Raw genomic sequence first — 17,899 nt, 5'->3', positions numbered from 1 at the left:
TTCTTTGCGTTGGGAGTTAATTATACTATTAATCATAGAGTAATGAAATTGTTGACTTAAGTTAAATGTTACATGCTTTTAATTAATATCACCCCCTCACCATTAAAATTAAAGAGTTGTAAGTGTTTTTTAAATATATTGTTTTGTAATAGGTAAAAAAGGGTAAGTTTACATTTGATTGGATTTAACCCAATAAATACTGGTCACACATCTTACCAGTGTAAGTTAATTATTTTCCAAAAAAGTCAACAAGCTAAATGCCTCCTCTAATTATGAACAAACATCTTCCATTATGATAAATTTCGGTAAAAAACAGTATGAAAACATACAAAATATCATTGAATCCCCCCTAAATAAATTGTATTTTACGCCCTGATTTATAAAATGCATATCTGGATGTATAATGAAAAAAGTAAGTAAAATAATCATTGCGTTACCTATCATATTTTCTAGTTTCGCACATGCTGAACACAATTATTTTAATAGTCTCAGTTTTGGCTTTCAAGCCGGACAAAATGAAGGTTTAGATCAATATTTAGGTTCCAAGTTTTCAGAAAAGGAAGAGCAAGACCTTGTGGGTGCATATGCTTCACTATCTTTCTCATTGACTAATAATGCCTTCGTGGAAACTGAATTTTCAGGAATGAGTACTGGAAAAACTCAATTTAGAGATCACTATGCTGGATTAGGATTTAACGGTAACTATACTAATGGCGTAGCACCTTTTTTATCTGTTGGCGTGAACCGTATCGATGCAGAGCGACGCAAACTTAATTTTAGTGAATATGCTCCTTCTGTTCATGCTGGTTTCAAGTTTACCCCAATTAGTTTTATTACTCTCACTCCTAGTTATCGCTACTCTTACGTTGATAAGAATACGATGAATAAATATTCACTAATGGGCGAAATAAACTTCACTGATTTTTTTGCGATTGAACTAGGTGCAAGTTATAAAACTTATAAAGAATCTGAACAATGGTCTGGGGTAACAGGTCTAAAGTTCTACTTTTAATTAAGAAGCAAAGCTGATGTATTTCAGGTTCTGTCAGTCTACGACAGTAGAAGGACAGAACCTTTTCGGTTTTACTGTCTTGAACATCTAACCATCAAATATTAAAGATATTACAGATTGGAAATGCAGTAACGCGTTTCAGTTTGTTACTTTGGCCTTAGTGACCAGTAAAGCTTAGGCTCTGGCTTTGCTGTTCTATGTTTAAGTTGGACAGGAAGTTGTCAGTAAAAGAAAAATAAACGAAATTAAGAAGGGGTATTTTGAAGTGTGATGGAGGTTGTGTTTTTGCATATTCTGAATGTAGAAAAGCCTCGATAAAAATCGAGGCTTTTCATAAAAATTCTTTATAAATTAGTAACTTAGGAAGTTTTGAATCCGTCGTGTATACCAATTTCACCATACCGGCATTATCTTGGAGCATTGCCCTTTCGATGTCTGGCATTATACGTATGCGAACTGATGTGGCAAGTATAAAAACTTGAATTCCTGTGTGTTTGCCGATAATTTCGCCACTAAGTCATAAGCTGTGCGTCATGTCTCTTTTCACGCCAAGCCTTAGCCTATATTCTGACGCCTCAATTTTTGAAGAAATAAGACATCATGACATCAACAAACACAATGCCACCAGCAGGAATAATGCGCCGATTCGGTGCCTTGTTCTATGACGCCCTCATCATAATCGCTATTGAAATGTTAGCGGCTGGCGTCATTGTCGCTCTACTGCATGCGCTCATGGCTCTTGGCATTTTTCACCACAGTGGTTATGCCGATGTTAGTGACTTCTTGACCAACCACCCGATTTGGAGTCCTGCATATACATTTTACTTAGTCGTAGTTTGGGTGTACTTCTTTGTGTTCTTTTGGACAAGAGCAGGTCAAACGCTAGGAATGCGAGCTTGGAAACTGCGTGTTCAAAACAAAGATGGCTCCGCTATTACTGTAACCCAAGCGCTGATTCGCTTAGGGACCTCAGGATTTGGATTGGCAAACTTATGTGTACCATTTGATCCTCAGAAGCGTGGCTTTCACGACATCTGGGCCAAGACTGAAGTAGTCGTGCTACCACAAGCACGATAACGCTATGAACCTCGCTACAATCAAGATCAAAAAAAGGAAGGCATAAGGCCTTCCTTTTTTCTATTTACAGTTTCCGCCTCAAGAGCATTATGGCAATCCCGAGGAACACCACGCTCGGGGCTAACGCACCAAAGGCCGGTGGTATTTGATAAACCAAACTGACCGGACCAAAGAACTCACTGGATATATAGAAGGTGAAACCTGCAATAACCCCCGAAAGAATCCTTGCCCCCATCGTCACACTTCGTAATGGACCAAAGATAAACGACAATGCCATCAACATCATGACCGCTATCGAGATCGGCTGAGTTATCTTTCTCCATAAAGCGAGTTCATAGCGCGATGCATCTTGCTCTGAGGCTTTAAGGTAGGAAACATAATCATACAACCCACTTAAAGACAGCTCTTCTGGTTTAACTGTTACGATCGCAAGCTTATCCGGAGCAAGTGATGTTTCCCAAGTGTAAGTTGGTAAGCTTTCTTTGGTAATCTGAAGCTCATTTTCAAAAGACGTAATCTCTACATCCTTCATCGTCCAAACGTTGTCTCCAACGTAATCGACTTCTTTTGAGTATATAGCTGTTTTCAGAGCCTTATTCTCATCAAAGCGCCACATATTCATACCATATAGCTTTTGATCATCAATTTTGACAATGAAAATAAAATCATTGGCATCACGCGCCCACACCCCACTTTGGGTAGAGATAATATTACCACCAGCAATCGATATGGTTCTTAAGTCACGAGCCATCTTCTGCGCTTGAGGTGCTCCCCATTGACCAAGAAGAGTCACGACGATCATTAATGGAATAGCGGTTTTGAGTACCGATAGGCCAATATCTAACTTTGAGAAACCCGCAGCCTGCATGACCACCAGCTCAGAACTCGCAGCGAGCATACCCAATCCAATCAATGCACCAAGTAATGCGGCCATTGGAAAGAACATCTCGATATCACGAGGAACACTCAATAGAACGAAATACAGCGCTTGTAGTAGATCATAGGTACCACGACCAACCTTTCTCAACTGCTCAACGTACTTGATAATCCCAGAGAGACCAACAAACGTCACCAATACCAGTGACGTAGTTGCGATGATGGTTCTGCCTATATATAAATCGAGAATCTTAAACACGGCTTAAGCTAACCTTTTATTCTTGAATTTTTCTTTCAAACGCCTTATTGGCACGCTATCCATAAAGTTTGCACCAATCGCGACAAATAATAATAACGCATTAATTGGCCACATGCCGACTACCGCAGGGATACTCCCCTCTTCAATCGAAGATTTGGTTGCACTGATTGCTAAGAAATAGGTTAGGTAAATTAGAATGGCTGGGCCAATTTTAGCGAAACGACCTTGTCGAGGGTTCACCGCTGACAATGGCACAACAAGCATGGTCAACAATGGAATACAAAGCACCAATGAAATTCGCCACTGCAATTCCGCTTTCGCACTCTTTTCTGGATTGCCAATCAGTTCGAGCGTAGGAATGGCTTCCCAATCACGACCTTTCTTCTCAACTTCACGCTGACCAATTAAGCCTTCGTACTCCTCAAAGTGCGTCACCATATAATCAAGACGTGTTGGAACCCCTTCATGACGAGTACCATCGTACATCACAATCACTTGGCGACCATCGCTGAGCTCTTTTACATCACCTGACTTAGAAAACATCACACTAGGCAATACCGAATCACGTGGGCGCATTTGAGCAACGAACACATTTTCTAACTTATTACCGTCGATATCATCAATGAAAACAACAGAAGAACCATCCGGCGTACCTTCAAACTTACCTTTTGGCAGCAAATCAACGCTGTTCTCTGCAGCCACCTCTTCATACATTTGCTCAACTTTATCTTGTGACCAAGGAGATAACCAAAATGAGTTAAAAGCAGCAACTGTTGCGGTAATCAGAGCCAAATAAAGCGCAGATTGGATAAGGAATTTATTACCAATACCCGTAGCGTTCATTACGACTATTTCACTTTCAGCGTAAAGACGACCAAAAGTAAGCAAAATACCAATATAGATACTGAGTGGAAGCATCAATAAGCCCATCGCTGGCATATTTAGACCAACAATCGACAATATGAGGCTCGCAGGAATATCACCATCAGAGGCGTCCGCTAAAACACTGATGAATTTTTGGCTGAGAAACACGAGAAAGAGAACAAAAAAGATCGCAAATTGGCTCTTGATTGTCTCGCGGATCAAATATCTAACAATAATCACGCTCAAATTACCTATACAAAACTTGTTTTTTTGATTGAATCACTATAATTTCCCGTTGAACCTTTTATTTTTTTAAATTTTTAGCTAAGTGTTAGCGTTCTTCTTTAAGGTTAGTTCCATTATAGGATCCAACAAGTAAGAACCCATTATCTAACATTTAGTTCGATTTGTCTTCAGGATGTAGGAGTACGCATGGAGTTCAGTGTAAAAAGTGGCAGCCCAGAGAAACAGCGCAGCGCATGTATCGTTGTCGGTGTATTCGAACCGCGCCGCCTTTCTCCAGTCGCCGAGCAATTAGATAAGATTAGCGATGGCTATATTAGTTCACTGCTTCGTCGCGGTGATCTAGAGGGTAAACCTGGCCAGATGCTACTACTGCATCAAGTACCTGGTGTACTTTCAGAACGTGTTCTACTGGTAGGCTGTGGTAAAGAGCGTGAGCTAGGCGAGCGTCAATACAAAGAAATTATCCAAAAAACCATCAGCACACTAAACGAAACTGGTTCTATGGAAGCTGTATGTTTCCTTACTGAACTGCACGTTAAAGGTCGTGATACTTACTGGAAAGTTCGCCAAGCGGTAGAAGCAACTAAAGATGGTCTTTACACTTTTGATCAATTCAAGAGTAATAAACCAGAGACTCGTCGTCCACTACGTAAATTGGTATTCAACGTACCAACACGTCGTGAATTGAGCCTTGGTGAGAAAGCAATTTCTCACGGTCTTGCTATTGCATCAGGTGTAAAAGCGTCTAAAGACCTTGGCAACATGCCACCGAACATCGCGAACCCAGCTTATCTTGCTTCTCAAGCTCGTCGTTTAGCTGACGATTATGAGACTGTAAAGACTAAGATCATTGGCGAAGAAGAGATGGAAAAACTGGGTATGACTTCATATCTAGCAGTAGGCCGTGGCTCTAAGAACGAATCTATGATGTCTATCATGGAATACAAAGGTGCTGCTGACCCAAATGCAAAACCTATCGTTCTAGTCGGTAAAGGTCTTACTTTCGATTCAGGCGGTATCTCACTAAAGCCTGGTGAAGGCATGGATGAGATGAAGTACGACATGTGTGGTGCTGCATCTGTATTCGGTACAATGAAAGCACTGGCGAAACTTAACTTGCCAATCAACGTTGTAGGTATTCTTGCGGGCTGTGAAAACATGCCGGGTAGCAATGCTTACCGCCCAGGTGACATTCTAACAACCATGTCAGGCCAAACCGTTGAAGTATTAAATACTGATGCAGAAGGTCGCTTGGTTTTATGTGATGCCCTAACTTACGTTGAGCGCTTTGAACCAGATTGTGTTGTCGATGTTGCTACGCTAACTGGTGCATGTGTTATCGCTCTAGGTCACCACATTAGTGGCGTTCTATCTAACCACAACCCACTGTCTCATGAACTTGTTAATGCTTCAGAGCAAGCAAGTGACCGCGCATGGCGTCTGCCTATGGCAGACGAGTACCATGAGCAGCTGAACAGTCCGTTTGCTGATATGGCAAACATCGGTGGCCGCCCTGGCGGTACTATCACCGCAGGTTGTTTCCTGTCTAAATTCACTAAGAAGTACCACTGGGCTCACATAGACAGTGCAGGTACTGCGTGGAAGTCAGGTGCAGCGAAAGGCTCGACAGGTCGTCCTGTCTCAATGCTAGTCCAATTCTTATTGAACCGCAGCGGCCAAGAGACTGAAGAGCAATCTTCAAAATAATGAAAAGGGCCTACGGGCCCTTTTTTAATAAGCGCTATTTGTTAGACCCTGTTAACCAAGTAATATTGATATCCACGATTTTCAGTTCAAGTTTCGAGTGTTAAGTATGCAGACTGCCACGTTTTACATTGTGCCTTCAGACAGCCCGCAAGCCTGCGAAGATGGTTTTGCTCACTATGTGCTGTTTCTTGCTCAGCACTTTGCTAAACAAGGCGCTAAACTTTATCTCAACTGCAATGACAAAGAACATGCCGAACGTATCGCTGAGGTTTTCTGGCAGGTCGAACCCAATGAATTTATTGCACATAACTTAGTTGGCGAAGGCCCAAAGTATTCAACCAACATCGAAATTGGCTATCAAGGCGTAAAACATAATTGGAATCGCCAACTGGTAATAAATCTGGCCGATAATAATACAACCTTTGCGAACGCCTTTGCTCAGGTGATAGACTTCGTTCCTTGCGAAGAAAAAGCTAAGCAACTCGCTCGAGAAAGGTATAAAATTTACCGTCAGGCTGGATATCAGCTACAAACTATCGAGATTCAACATCCATAGTCAAACCTCATAGTTAAAGCTATCTTTGGATTTAGATTCAAGAAGCTTCACTTATGAAGTTTGACCACGATTAACCATTCACAGTATCCGTTATAAGAGCACTATGGAAAAGACATACAACCCAACATCAATCGAACAAGCTCTGTATAAGACTTGGGAAGAGAAAGGCTACTTTAAGCCACACGGTGACACATCAAAAGAAGCTTACAGCATCATGATCCCGCCACCGAACGTCACTGGCAGCCTACACATGGGTCACGCGTTCCAAGATACGATCATGGATACGCTAATCCGTGCTCAACGTATGAAAGGCAAAAACACGCTTTGGCAAGTGGGTACTGACCACGCTGGTATCGCCACTCAAATGGTTGTTGAGCGTAAGATCGCCGCTGAAGAAGGCAAAACAAAACACGACTACGGCCGTGAAGCTTTCATCGACAAGATCTGGGAATGGAAAGGCGAATCAGGTGGCACGATCACTCAACAACTTCGTCGTCTTGGTGCATCTGTAGACTGGGATCGTGAGCGATTCACTATGGATGACGGCCTATCGGCTGCGACTCAAGAAGTGTTTGTTCGTCTATACGAAGAAGACCTAATCTACCGTGGTAAACGTCTAGTAAACTGGGATCCTAAACTGCACACAGCAATTTCTGATCTTGAAGTTGAAAACAAAGACAAAAAAGGTTTCATGTGGCACTTCCGCTACCCATTAGCGAACGGTGTTAAAACGGCTGATGGCAAAGACTACATTGTCGTTGCGACTACGCGTCCTGAAACCATGCTTGGTGATACAGGCGTTGCGGTTAACCCAGAAGATCCTCGCTACAAAGATCTTATCGGTAAAGAAATCCTGCTTCCTATCGTAAATCGTCTTATCCCTATCGTAGGTGATGAGCACGCTGACATGGATAAAGGCACGGGTTGTGTGAAAATCACGCCAGCTCATGACTTTAACGATTACGAAGTGGGCAAGCGCCATAGCCTACCAATGATCAACATCCTAACGTTCAACGGTGATATCCGTGATGCGGCTGAAATCTTCACAACTAACGGTGAAGAGAGCGATGTGTACTCAACAGAGCTTCCTGCTAAATACCAAGGTATGGAACGTTTTGCTGCTCGTCGTGCAACGGTTGCTGAATTTGAAGAACTAGGCTTACTGGAAGAAATCAAAGATCACGATCTAACCGTTCCTTACGGTGACCGTGGTGGTGTGGTTATCGAACCAATGCTGACTGACCAATGGTACGTGCGCACAGCTCCTCTTGCTGCGCCTGCTGTTAAAGCCGTTGAAGATGGTGAAATCCAATTCGTACCTAAGCAATATGAAAACATGTACTTCGCGTGGATGCGTGACGTGCAAGACTGGTGTATCTCTCGTCAACTTTGGTGGGGCCACCGTATCCCAGCATGGTACGACAACGATGGTAAAGTTTACGTAGGTCGCACTGAAGAAGAAGTTCGTGAAAAGAACAACCTTTCACCGGTTATTGTTCTTAAGCAAGACAACGACGTTCTTGATACATGGTTCTCTTCTGCACTTTGGACGTTCGGCACACAAGGCTGGCCTGAAGATACTGAAGCAATGAAAACATTCCACCCAACAGAAGTACTAGTATCTGGTTTTGATATTATCTTCTTCTGGGTTGCTCGTATGATCATGATGACTATGCACTTCGTGAAAGATGAAGATGGCAAGGCTCAAGTACCTTTCAAAACCGTTTACATGACGGGTCTTATCCGTGATGAAAACGGCGACAAGATGTCTAAGTCGAAAGGTAACGTACTTGATCCAATCGATATGATTGACGGCATCGGCCTTGAAGAACTAGTAGAAAAGCGTTGTGGCAACATGATGCAACCTAAACTGGCTGCTAAGATCGAAAAAGCAACACGTAAAACTTTCGAAGATGGTATCGAACCATACGGTACGGATGCACTGCGTTTCACTCTTGCTGCTATGGCTTCAACTGGCCGTGACATCAACTGGGACATGAAGCGTCTTGAAGGCTACCGTAACTTCTGTAACAAGCTATGGAACGCAAGCCGTTACGTACTGATGAACACAGAAGAGCATGATTGTGGCATGTCACTGTCTGTTGAAGAACGTGCAAACATGGAATTCTCTCTAGCAGACAAGTGGATTGAATCTCAGTTTGAAGTTGCAGCGAAAGAGTTTAACGCTCACCTAGACAACTACCGTCTAGACATGGCGGCAAACACGCTTTACGAATTCATCTGGAACCAATTCTGTGACTGGTATCTAGAGCTAACTAAACCTGTTCTTTGGAAAGGTACTGAAGCTCAACAACAAGCGACTCGTTACACGCTTATTACGGTTCTTGAGAAAACTCTGCGTCTTGCGCACCCTGTTCTTCCTTACATCACTGAATCTATCTGGCAAAGCGTTAAGCCGCTAGTAGATGGCGTTGAAGGCGAGACCATCATGACTCAAGCGCTTCCTCAGTTTAATGAAGCTAACTTCAATGCTGAGATCGTTGACGATATCGAGTGGGTTAAAACTTTCATCACAGCTATCCGTAACCTACGTGCGGAATACGACATTGCCCCAAGCCAAGGCTTAGAAGTAATGATCAAAGTCGCTGATGAGAAAGATGCCGCTCGTATCGAAGCAAACAAGATCGTTCTTACTTCTCTCGCTAAGCTAGACGATATTAAAGTTCTAGCAGACGGCGAAGCAACTCCAGCTTGTGCAACCAAACTGGTTGGCAAATCTGAGCTGATGATCCCAATGGCGGGTCTTATCGACAAAGATGCTGAGCTTGCTCGTCTAGATAAAGAAGTAGCGAAGACTCACGGTGAAATTAAGCGTATCGAAGGTAAGCTAGGTAACGAAGGTTTTGTTGCTAAAGCACCAGAAGCGGTTATCGCGAAAGAGCGTGAAAAGCTTGAAGGCTACCAAGAAACTCTTGTTAAGCTTGAAGAGCAAAAAGCGACAATCGCTGCGCTTTAAAGCTGAGTGAACGAGAAGGCTTCGAACTTCTCGCTCTAAATAAAAAGGTTGGTCTTCGTGACCAACCTTTTTTTATGCCTCTCACTCCATGCCTTGTCGTCAGTCACTTATTTATTGATAGGTTTCATCTATCAAATTAATCTCTACTTCCCATTAGATTTAATGATAATAATTCTCAATAATGACTCTATCGAAACAACACAACGACTGAGTAATTATCATGAAAAAGACACTAACTTTTGCTGCATTACATTTTACTATCGCATTTAGTGTCGCTTACGTACTAACAGGCGACATCTTAATTGGTAGCTTAATCGCCATGATTGAGCCCTCTGTGAATACTGTTGCTTTCTATTTTCATGAAAAAGCATGGGCTCAAGTTCCAGCGCTTAAAGCTCGTCAGTGGATGACTAAATTAAAAACAGCAAGCTTCGCTACTATCCACTTTTGTGTTGCCTTTACCGTTGTCTACTTATTGACTGGCGACGCCTTTGTTGGTGGTGTGATGGCAACGTTAGAACCCGCTTTGAATACTGTGGCTTACTATTTCCATGAGAAGGTGTGGTTACGAAAAGCAGAAAGCAAAGCAGCACAACCACAGTTTTGTTTACACCAACATGCTTAACCTAGATAGTTCACTGTTGACATAGTTGCGATTCGCAAATAAATTATAGTTGTACATCGCAACCATATTAAGAGGTAGTATGAATTCAGCACAACTTAGAGAATTATCACGTCAGCTCGTTCGACAACTTGGAATGCTCGACAAAGATTGTGGTGATATTGCCCTACCTCCGATTCAAGCTCATACACTGATCGAACTAGAACAGCAGCCATTAACCGTGAATCAATTAGCGGATAAGCTCAATATTGATAAGTCCAACGCCAGTAGAGCAGTCAATAATCTAGCGAAGAACTCGTTAATCCAAACCTCGCCACACCCCAACGATAAGCGCAGTGTTGTTGCTTCAGTAACTGAGCAAGGGATAAACACTCTTGCCCAGCTTCACAGTCAACAGAATCAGTTTTATGACTCGGTACTTGAGCGTTTAACGGAAGCGGAAACTCAACAAGTTTTGGGAGGAATTAAGCACTACCTTAAAGCACTGCAACAATGCCACGCTTCAAGTGATGTGTTGGTTCGTCCCCTACAACAACAGGACAACAACGTAGTGGCCAATGTGATTCGCCAAGTCTCTTATGAAAACGGGCTAACCGAAGATAAAGGTTATGGTGTGGCTGATCCCACCTTAGAAGACATGTTCAGTGTTTATAACAATGAAAGATCTCAGTATTGGGTAATTGAACTTGATGGAAAGGTTGTTGGTGGTGGTGGATTTGCACCACTAGCCGGTATGCCCGAAGTCTGTGAACTGCAAAAGATGTACTTCTTGCCAGAAACCAGAGGCAAAGGCTTAGCGAAGAAGTTGGTTAATATGTCGATGGAGAAAGCTAAGGAACTGGGCTATCAACATATGTATCTAGAAACGACCGAATGCCTTAATGCCGCCGTTAAACTTTACGAAAAGTTGGGCTTTGAACACCTTGATTCAGCTTGGGGAGAAACAGGCCATGACGCTTGTGAGGTTGTCATGGCCAAAACGCTATAATGTGTTTTTGAAATAGGGTGAGCGTCTGTAGTTCATTAGATGACAGGCGAATGAGCAAATTGATTTATTGCGTAAAAGACTAATTGAATAACCGCTAGTTACGCAAAAAGTTACTCACGCAAGAGGCTGGATTCAAGGCTACGAAAGAACTCTCTTTTTGCCCATCGAGTTCCACTTCTAACTGATATAAATGCTTAGGATTGGGCTTATCAAGGTTAAATACCATTGGAGCCTCAACCTGAAACACAACACCCGTATGTTCTGCTCGCACATCAATCGGCATCACGAGAGTCATACCATTAAACTTGATTGATGCCGATATTAACCCCGGCTTTAGCGTTTGATAGATAACATCTACTTTAAACTCACAGCCACCACCGTGATGCCAGATTTGCTCGGTGACGACTTGCTCAAGCTTGACGTTACGAACGAACTGCAAATATGGAGCTTGCCAGATTCCGATACGAGAATCTGATTTAGCGACGACCTGAGAAGGGATAAAGTCATCCATATCCTCTTCAAGCAACAGGCTCTCCTCTTCTTCAAGGAAAAGGATCTCAAAACGATTTCGACCAGGCTGCATATAAGGACGGATGTCTTTACGATATTCGGCTTCGCTGCCATCACAGTCAAACATGGCAACGCCATTGAGTCGCACTTCGGCAAAGTAGTCAACGCCTGCGACGACTAGCTCAACAAATGGGCACGCTAACATGGCATCATCCACTTCGATGTCATGCATCAGGTGCCATTCTTGCTCTGCGATTTCCTCTTCACTCAAGCTATTAGGGAGCTTTGAGCTTAATGGAGCAGGAAAGGTAATGTCATCTTGTGGGATAGAGAGATCCGTCAGTGGCGAAATTTGCCAAAGACCATCGAGAGGTAGCCGCATGTCATTCCTTGAGCTAGATCAATTTTGACCGCATTATAATGAATGAATGCATATAAAGACATTTATTTTTCTGAGGATAAAAAAATGCCAGCTCAAGGCTGGCATTTTTTAAAACTGGGAGAGATTACTCTTCGTCTTCATCATCTTCGTCAGGGTAGATAGCATCTTCACCTTCGTAGTAAGTGCCCCAACCGTCGTAGATAATGTCAAACTTCTCTGCAAGATTTACAAGCTTTTCAACTTGCTCATCAATCGCTTCTGCGTTCAGAGTACACTGCATCGTTGCATCACAACAAAGTAGCTTGTTGCCATCTTCGTCTTCTGTCTCTTCAGCTTCAAGCACTTCAAAGCCCATTTTGAATGCTTCAACAACGGCTTTCTCAAGTACTGCGAAATCTTCAGCGAATAGGTGATGCTCGATATCGTATAGAGCTTCAGGATCGCTACCATCTTCGATTAGTGCTTCAATGATGTCGCGAGTCTCTCCTTTTTGAAATTCAATTAATTCCGCTACTGATAGATATTCATCTTCGTGAGACATGTGTCTGCTCCAGAGTGTTGACTATGAAAAGATCAAATTTGATTGCCACGAAATATGGCACGGATCGCCCAGAAAAGCCACCTAGATCAAGTGTAGAAGAGTAAGTTTATCGCTAGATAACAGAAGGGATATCAATTAAAAAGTGAAATCAAAATCACAGAAACAAATTTTCAACATATTATTAACCATCGTGTGTTTTAGCATTTCATTTTTATTGTTACTTTTAGCCTTACTCCTTCAAAATTGAGTGGTTAGTCATATCAGATGCATACTGCCGATCACTTCATCGATGCATAAAACCTCACTTATAAGTAAGTAACTGCATAAATTTTGAATGAAAAATCACGTTCACCAAGCAAAGTGGATTATCAAATCACTGAAATTGGAGCATAGATCCGCAAAAAGTTTGTTCCAGAACTCTGCCTTTCGGTTGGATTTTAATATTAACAATCCCAAACAACTCAGCATTTAAAACCAAAAATATCAAAATAACATAACCTTTACACAAGTTTCAAAACTTGCATATTACGAACAAGCTTGTCATAAATAGACGCTGGATTAATAGTAAGGATGCAAAATGAGTAAGCTGTACGTTGGCTCCGAAGTCGGTCAATTAAGACGAGTTCTCCTAAATAGGCCTGAAAGGGCACTCACCCACCTCACCCCTTCTAACTGTCATGAGCTACTCTTTGATGATGTACTTGCAGTAGAAGCAGCAGGTGAAGAACACGATGCCTTTGCGACAACACTTCGTAACCAAGACGTTGAAGTGTTATTACTGCATGACCTACTGGTTGAGACACTCGCTGTAGCTCAAGCTCGTGAGTGGCTGCTTAATACTCAAATCTCTGATTTCCGTTACGGCCCTACATTCGCACGTGATTTAAGAGAGTACCTTGCTCAAATGGACAATGAGCACTTGGCTACGATCCTACTTGGTGGTTTAGCCTACTCTGAGCTTCCTATTAAATCGTCTTCAATGCTACCAAAGATGCATCGCCCACTTGATTTCGTTATTGAGCCGCTACCTAACCATCTATTTACCCGCGATACTTCTTGCTGGGTTTATGGCGGTGTCTCTCTTAACCCTATGATGATGCCTGCTCGCCAACGAGAAACGAATCACTTGCGAGCAATATATCGCTGGCACCCTGTTTTCGCTGGGCAAGATTTCATTAAGTACTTCGGTGATGAAGATCTTCATTACGACAACGCCAATATTGAAGGTGGAGATGTACTGGTTATCGGTAAAGGCGCTGTTCTTATCGGTATTTCAGAGCGTACTAAACCACAAGGTGTCGAAAACCTAGCCGCGAGTTTATTCAAGTCCGGTCAAGCTAAAGAAGTGATTGCGATTGATTTACCGAAGCACCGCTCTTGTATGCACCTTGATACGGTCATGACGCACATGGATATCGACACATTCTCAGTCTATCCAGAGATCGTTCGCAAAGACTTAGACACCTGGCGCTTAACGCCGAAAGAAAATGGCGAAATGCGAGTAGAGAAAGCTGAAAACTACCTAACAGCGATTGAAGGCGCACTGGATATCGATCAATTGAAGATCATCACAACTGGTGGTGATAACTACGAAGCTGAACGTGAACAGTGGAATGACGCTAACAACGTACTGACGGTGAAACCGGGTACGGTTATCGGTTATGAACGTAATGTTTACACCAATGAGAAATACGACAAAGCAGGCATCGAAGTTCTGACAATTCCAGGCAATGAACTGGGTCGCGGTCGTGGTGGCGCTCGTTGCATGAGCTGTCCTATCGAAAGAGACGGTATTTAACTCAAGTAGTTCAATAAAGCGAACACATTAACTTATCTAGGCCAGTACCATTGTACTGGCCTTTTTTATCAAATAAATAAAATAAATATTCACAAATATAGCATTTTTATGTTTAACTGAGTTCTTCATTGATTCTATATACCCAAGGAGCGAGAGATGGCATTTAATCTTCGCAATCGTAACTTTCTAAAACTTCTCGACTTTACTCCTAAAGAGATTCAGTTTTTACTCGACCTGTCTGCTGACCTTAAAAAAGCTAAGTATGCAGGTACAGAGCAGAAAAAGCTTAACGGTAAAAACATCGCTTTGATCTTTGAAAAAGCATCAACTCGAACTCGATGTGCCTTTGAGGTAGCTGCTTTTGATCAAGGAGCTCAAGTCTCTTATTTAGGCCCTTCTGGTTCTCAGATTGGTCAAAAAGAATCAATGAAAGATACCGCGCGTGTATTAGGTCGCATGTACGATGGCATTGAATACCGAGGGTTTGGCCAAAGCATTGTCGAAGATCTTGGCGCTTATGCCGGTGTACCGGTTTGGAATGGTCTAACCAATGAGTTCCATCCAACTCAGATCTTGGCTGATTTCCTCACAATGCTCGAACATGGTCGCGGTAAACATCTGCATCAAATCAGTTTTGCTTACCTAGGAGATGCACGTAACAACATGGGGAACTCTCTGTTAGTAGGTGCAGCGAAAATGGGTATGGATATTCGCCTTGTCGCGCCTAAAGCGTTCTGGCCAGAAGAACAGCTCGTTGAAGAGTGCCAAGCTATCGCGCAAAGTACAGGTGCCAAAATCACGCTGACAGAATACGTTGCCGAAGGCGTGAAAGGCTGTGATTTCCTTTACACCGATGTTTGGGTTTCTATGGGTGAAGCGCCCGAAGCTTGGGACGAACGCGTGGCTGTGATGACACCTTACCAAGTGAATATGGATGTCATAAAGCTCACAGGTAACCCTCAAGTGAAGTTCATGCATTGCCTGCCAGCTTTCCACAACAATGAAACCGTGATCGGCCAGCAAGTTGCAGACAAATATGGAATGAACGGCTTGGAAGTAACAGACGAAGTATTTGAGTCCAACTACTCAATTGTGTTTGATGAAGCAGAGAATCGCATGCACACCATCAAGGCGGTAATGGTTGCGACACTGGGTCAATAGCGAAAACTGAAAGTAAACAAAGCTTGATGTAATCGCTTGCGCTCACAATTTGAAAGCGTATAATTCTCGGCAATTTGTCTGAGAGTAGTGAAAATGACGCCAAGCAATGTTGTGATAAAACATAATGATATTGTGAAAACACATAATAAAATTGTGAAAACACCAAATATTGCTCGCAAGCTAGCATGCTTGCCAGGCCGCCTATTCTGCTTTTCAGCACTTTTTTAAAGCCTCCCATTATGGGGGGCTTTTTTATGGCCAATACATTATTGTGGGGAAGAAGATCATGGCGAATTCGCTCTATCAAAAGCACATCATCTCAATTCCAGAGCTTTCTCGTGAAGAGCTAGAATTAATTGTTCAAACGGCAGGTCAGCTAAAGGCTAAACCAAACCCAGAACTCATCAAGAACAAAGTTGTTGCAAGCTGCTTCTTCGAACCTTCAACACGAACTCGTCTCTCTTTCGAAACGGCTATTCAACGCATCGGTGGTGATGTAATTGGTTTCGACAGTGGTGGTAACACGTCACTGGCGAAGAAAGGCGAGACGCTAGCGGATTCCGTACAGGTTATCTCTTCATACGTTGATGCTTACGTAATGCGCCACCCTCAAGAAGGTGCAGCGCGTTTGGCTTCTGAGTTCTCTAATGGTGTACCTGTAATTAACGCAGGTGACGGCGCAAACCAACACCCAACTCAAACACTGTTAGACCTATTCTCTATCGCTGAAACACAAGGCCGCTTAGACAATCTCAATGTTGCATTCGTTGGTGACCTTAAGTACGGCCGTACGGTTCACTCGCTGACTCAAGCGCTAGCGAAGTTCGACAACATCTGTTTCTACTTCGTTGCTCCAAAAGCACTGGCGATGCCTGACTACATTTGTGAAGAGCTTGATGAAGCGGGCATCAAGTACCAACTGCTGACAGACATGGAAGATGTGATTCCAGAGTTGGATGTTCTGTACATGACTCGAGTTCAAAAAGAACGTTTTGATGAATCGGAATACGCACACATCAAATCAGCGTACATCCTGACAGCTCCGATGTTGGAAAATGCACGTGATAACCTAAAGGTTCTTCACCCTCTTCCTCGTGTTGATGAAATTACTATCGATGTTGATAAAACACCTTACGCTTACTACTTCCAGCAAGCAGAGAACGGTGTTTACGCACGTGAAGCATTGCTAGCCCTTGTTCTTAACGAAACGCTGTAGAGGAGAGATATCATGTCTAAAGAGACTCAATTAAAAGTTGAAGCAATCAAGAACGGAACAGTCATCGACCATATCCCAACAAACATCGGGATCAAGGTACTCAAACTGTTCGACATGCATAACTCTAACCAGCGAGTAACCATCGGCCTAAACCTGCCATCTTCTGCTCTAGGCGGTAAAGACTTACTCAAGATAGAGAATGTGTTTATCACGGAAGAACAAGCAAGCAAGCTGGCTCTTTACGCGCCTCATGCGACCGTCAACCAAATCGAAGATTACGAAGTGGTTAAAAAGCTACCACTAGAACTTCCTGAGCAAATCAACGATGTGTTCGAGTGTCCAAACACCAACTGTATTACTCACAATGAACCCGTTGAAAGCAGCTTTAAGATCTTTGAAAAGAAAGAAGATATTCGATTGAAGTGTAAGTACTGCGAAAAAGTATTCTCTCGTGAGATCGTGACAGAAAGATAACGTCATACGGCAACACCGATCGAACGCAAAAACTATTCAATACCTCGCCTGTGCGGGGTATTTTACCCTTTACCTATCCAAAGTTTGAAGGCACACTGAAAATTGATTTTTATCTAATAACTGATGGAATAAACCAATGACTAAAGTACTTCACACAGAATCTGCTCCAGCTGCAATCGGCCCATACGTGCAAGGTGTTGACCTTGGCAACATGGTACTGACTTCTGGTCAAATCCCAGTAAATCCAGCAACTGGTGAAGTATCTGCTGATATCGCAGAGCAAGCTCGCCAATCTCTAGACAATGTTCAAGCCGTTGTTGAGGCTTCTGGCCTGACAGTAAAAGACATCGTAAAACTAACGGTATTCGTTAAAGACCTAAACGACTTCGGTACAGTAAACGAAGTTTACGGTAAGTTCTTTGATGAGCACGGTGTTGCAAACTACCCTGCACGTTCATGTGTTGAAGTAGCGCGTCTGCCAAAAGATGTAGGTATTGAGATCGAGGCTATTGCGGTTCGCAAATAGATTTTAATCTATAGAACAACGGTTTCTAGTAAACAAGTTGGCATAAAGCTGAGCGTTTATCAGATACAAAAAAGGTTGCCCAATTGGCAACCTTTTTTATTGTTCAT

The 17,899-nt window shown here is 42.8% G+C and carries 16 protein-coding genes; 12 read left to right on the top strand and 4 right to left on the bottom strand.

The annotated features are described in order from the left end of the window. Positions 1-403 precede the first annotated feature (403 nt). Together BCU75_RS06805 and BCU75_RS06800 are read left to right on the top strand one after the other, a co-directional pair. On the top strand, positions 404-1,012 hold the full coding sequence (locus BCU75_RS06805; RefSeq protein WP_102473318.1) for a hypothetical protein: 609 nt from the start codon (positions 404-406) through the stop codon (positions 1,010-1,012). 600 nt (positions 1,013-1,612) lie between these two features. Beyond that, the gene (locus BCU75_RS06800) at positions 1,613-2,089 is read left to right on the top strand and encodes an RDD family protein (protein WP_102473317.1); all 477 of its coding nucleotides are present in this window, start codon (positions 1,613-1,615) and stop codon (positions 2,087-2,089) included. Between the two features lie 64 nt (positions 2,090-2,153). Here the strand turns inward: BCU75_RS06800 and lptG are convergent, their stop codons facing one another. After that, positions 2,154-3,224 carry an LPS export ABC transporter permease LptG gene (gene lptG / locus BCU75_RS06795; protein WP_076675814.1) on the bottom strand — a complete coding sequence of 357 codons (1,071 nt, stop codon included), beginning with the start codon at positions 3,222-3,224 and terminating at the stop codon, positions 2,154-2,156. A gap of 3 nt (positions 3,225-3,227) precedes the next feature. Then, positions 3,228-4,328 carry an LPS export ABC transporter permease LptF gene (gene lptF, locus BCU75_RS06790; RefSeq protein ID WP_102473316.1) on the bottom strand — a complete coding sequence of 367 codons (1,101 nt, stop codon included), beginning with the start codon at positions 4,326-4,328 and terminating at the stop codon, positions 3,228-3,230. 192 nt (positions 4,329-4,520) lie between these two features. On the opposite strand from lptF, the gene pepA reads away from it, so the two are divergent. The 5 genes from pepA to BCU75_RS06765 all read left to right on the top strand — a co-directional run bounded on the left by pepA (position 4,521) and on the right by BCU75_RS06765 (position 11,184). Then, the gene (gene pepA, locus BCU75_RS06785) at positions 4,521-6,041 is read left to right on the top strand and encodes a leucyl aminopeptidase (protein WP_004735335.1); all 1,521 of its coding nucleotides are present in this window, start codon (positions 4,521-4,523) and stop codon (positions 6,039-6,041) included. Between the two features lie 106 nt (positions 6,042-6,147). Beyond that, the gene (locus BCU75_RS06780) at positions 6,148-6,597 is read left to right on the top strand and encodes a DNA polymerase III subunit chi (protein WP_017078776.1); all 450 of its coding nucleotides are present in this window, start codon (positions 6,148-6,150) and stop codon (positions 6,595-6,597) included. 103 nt (positions 6,598-6,700) lie between these two features. Then, the gene (locus tag BCU75_RS06775; protein ID WP_102473315.1) at positions 6,701-9,574 is read left to right on the top strand and encodes a valine--tRNA ligase; all 2,874 of its coding nucleotides are present in this window, start codon (positions 6,701-6,703) and stop codon (positions 9,572-9,574) included. Between the two features lie 220 nt (positions 9,575-9,794). Beyond that, a complete protein-coding gene (locus BCU75_RS06770; protein WP_102473314.1) occupies positions 9,795-10,199 on the top strand; it encodes a DUF2061 domain-containing protein in 405 nt (134 codons plus the stop codon). Between the two features lie 79 nt (positions 10,200-10,278). Then, positions 10,279-11,184, top strand: coding sequence for a bifunctional helix-turn-helix transcriptional regulator/GNAT family N-acetyltransferase (locus BCU75_RS06765; RefSeq protein WP_102473313.1), 906 nt, complete (start codon positions 10,279-10,281; stop codon positions 11,182-11,184). A 94-nt stretch (positions 11,185-11,278) separates the two neighbouring features. On the opposite strand, the gene BCU75_RS06760 is transcribed toward BCU75_RS06765, so the two are convergent. Both BCU75_RS06760 and rraB read right to left on the bottom strand, forming a co-directional pair. Beyond that, positions 11,279-12,076 (bottom strand): glycosyl hydrolase 2 galactose-binding domain-containing protein, encoded by a 798-nt coding sequence (locus tag BCU75_RS06760; RefSeq protein ID WP_102473312.1) that lies wholly within the window; start codon positions 12,074-12,076, stop codon positions 11,279-11,281. A 124-nt stretch (positions 12,077-12,200) separates the two neighbouring features. Beyond that, entirely contained in the window at positions 12,201-12,617 is a 417-nt protein-coding gene (gene rraB / locus BCU75_RS06755) for a ribonuclease E inhibitor RraB (protein WP_004735324.1), read from the bottom strand. 577 nt (positions 12,618-13,194) lie between these two features. Between rraB and arcA the strand changes: the two genes are divergently transcribed. The 5 genes from arcA to BCU75_RS06730 all read left to right on the top strand — a co-directional run bounded on the left by arcA (position 13,195) and on the right by BCU75_RS06730 (position 17,792). After that, the gene (gene arcA / locus BCU75_RS06750) at positions 13,195-14,415 is read left to right on the top strand and encodes an arginine deiminase (protein WP_102340107.1); all 1,221 of its coding nucleotides are present in this window, start codon (positions 13,195-13,197) and stop codon (positions 14,413-14,415) included. A 156-nt stretch (positions 14,416-14,571) separates the two neighbouring features. Then, positions 14,572-15,576 (top strand): ornithine carbamoyltransferase, encoded by a 1,005-nt coding sequence (locus BCU75_RS06745; protein WP_102473311.1) that lies wholly within the window; start codon positions 14,572-14,574, stop codon positions 15,574-15,576. Between the two features lie 286 nt (positions 15,577-15,862). Next, positions 15,863-16,792: an aspartate carbamoyltransferase gene (gene pyrB / locus BCU75_RS06740; RefSeq protein WP_102473310.1), complete on the top strand. Its 930-nt coding sequence runs from the start codon at positions 15,863-15,865 to the stop codon at positions 16,790-16,792. 12 nt (positions 16,793-16,804) lie between these two features. Beyond that, the gene (pyrI, locus tag BCU75_RS06735; RefSeq protein ID WP_102473309.1) at positions 16,805-17,266 is read left to right on the top strand and encodes an aspartate carbamoyltransferase regulatory subunit; all 462 of its coding nucleotides are present in this window, start codon (positions 16,805-16,807) and stop codon (positions 17,264-17,266) included. Positions 17,267-17,402: 136 nt separating this feature from the next. After that, positions 17,403-17,792 carry a RidA family protein gene (locus BCU75_RS06730; RefSeq protein WP_004735319.1) on the top strand — a complete coding sequence of 130 codons (390 nt, stop codon included), beginning with the start codon at positions 17,403-17,405 and terminating at the stop codon, positions 17,790-17,792. The last annotated feature ends 107 nt before the right edge of the window (positions 17,793-17,899 follow it).

It is taken from the genome of Vibrio splendidus (genome assembly GCF_002873455.1).
GTDB classification, from domain to species: domain Bacteria; phylum Pseudomonadota; class Gammaproteobacteria; order Enterobacterales; family Vibrionaceae; genus Vibrio; species Vibrio splendidus_J.
This window is presented reverse-complemented; position numbering and strand designations above follow the sequence as displayed.

What these genes read in the sequence shown, in the direction of transcription:
- BCU75_RS06805 (WP_102473318.1), top strand. Translation starts at nt 404, where the DNA reads ATGAAAAAAGTAAGTAAAATAATCATTGCGTTACCTATCATATTTTCT.
- BCU75_RS06780 (WP_017078776.1), top strand. Translation starts at nt 6,148, where the DNA reads ATGCAGACTGCCACGTTTTACATTGTGCCTTCAGACAGCCCGCAAGCC.
- BCU75_RS06760 (WP_102473312.1), bottom strand. Translation starts at nt 12,076, where the DNA reads ATGCGGCTACCTCTCGATGGTCTTTGGCAAATTTCGCCACTGACGGAT.
- arcA (WP_102340107.1), top strand. Translation starts at nt 13,195, where the DNA reads ATGAGTAAGCTGTACGTTGGCTCCGAAGTCGGTCAATTAAGACGAGTT.
- BCU75_RS06765 (WP_102473313.1), top strand. Translation starts at nt 10,279, where the DNA reads ATGAATTCAGCACAACTTAGAGAATTATCACGTCAGCTCGTTCGACAA.
- BCU75_RS06730 (WP_004735319.1), top strand. Translation starts at nt 17,403, where the DNA reads ATGACTAAAGTACTTCACACAGAATCTGCTCCAGCTGCAATCGGCCCA.
- pepA (WP_004735335.1), top strand. Translation starts at nt 4,521, where the DNA reads ATGGAGTTCAGTGTAAAAAGTGGCAGCCCAGAGAAACAGCGCAGCGCA.
- BCU75_RS06775 (WP_102473315.1), top strand. Translation starts at nt 6,701, where the DNA reads ATGGAAAAGACATACAACCCAACATCAATCGAACAAGCTCTGTATAAG.
- pyrB (WP_102473310.1), top strand. Translation starts at nt 15,863, where the DNA reads ATGGCGAATTCGCTCTATCAAAAGCACATCATCTCAATTCCAGAGCTT.
- BCU75_RS06800 (WP_102473317.1), top strand. Translation starts at nt 1,613, where the DNA reads ATGACATCAACAAACACAATGCCACCAGCAGGAATAATGCGCCGATTC.
- BCU75_RS06745 (WP_102473311.1), top strand. Translation starts at nt 14,572, where the DNA reads ATGGCATTTAATCTTCGCAATCGTAACTTTCTAAAACTTCTCGACTTT.
- pyrI (WP_102473309.1), top strand. Translation starts at nt 16,805, where the DNA reads ATGTCTAAAGAGACTCAATTAAAAGTTGAAGCAATCAAGAACGGAACA.
- BCU75_RS06770 (WP_102473314.1), top strand. Translation starts at nt 9,795, where the DNA reads ATGAAAAAGACACTAACTTTTGCTGCATTACATTTTACTATCGCATTT.
- rraB (WP_004735324.1), bottom strand. Translation starts at nt 12,617, where the DNA reads ATGTCTCACGAAGATGAATATCTATCAGTAGCGGAATTAATTGAATTT.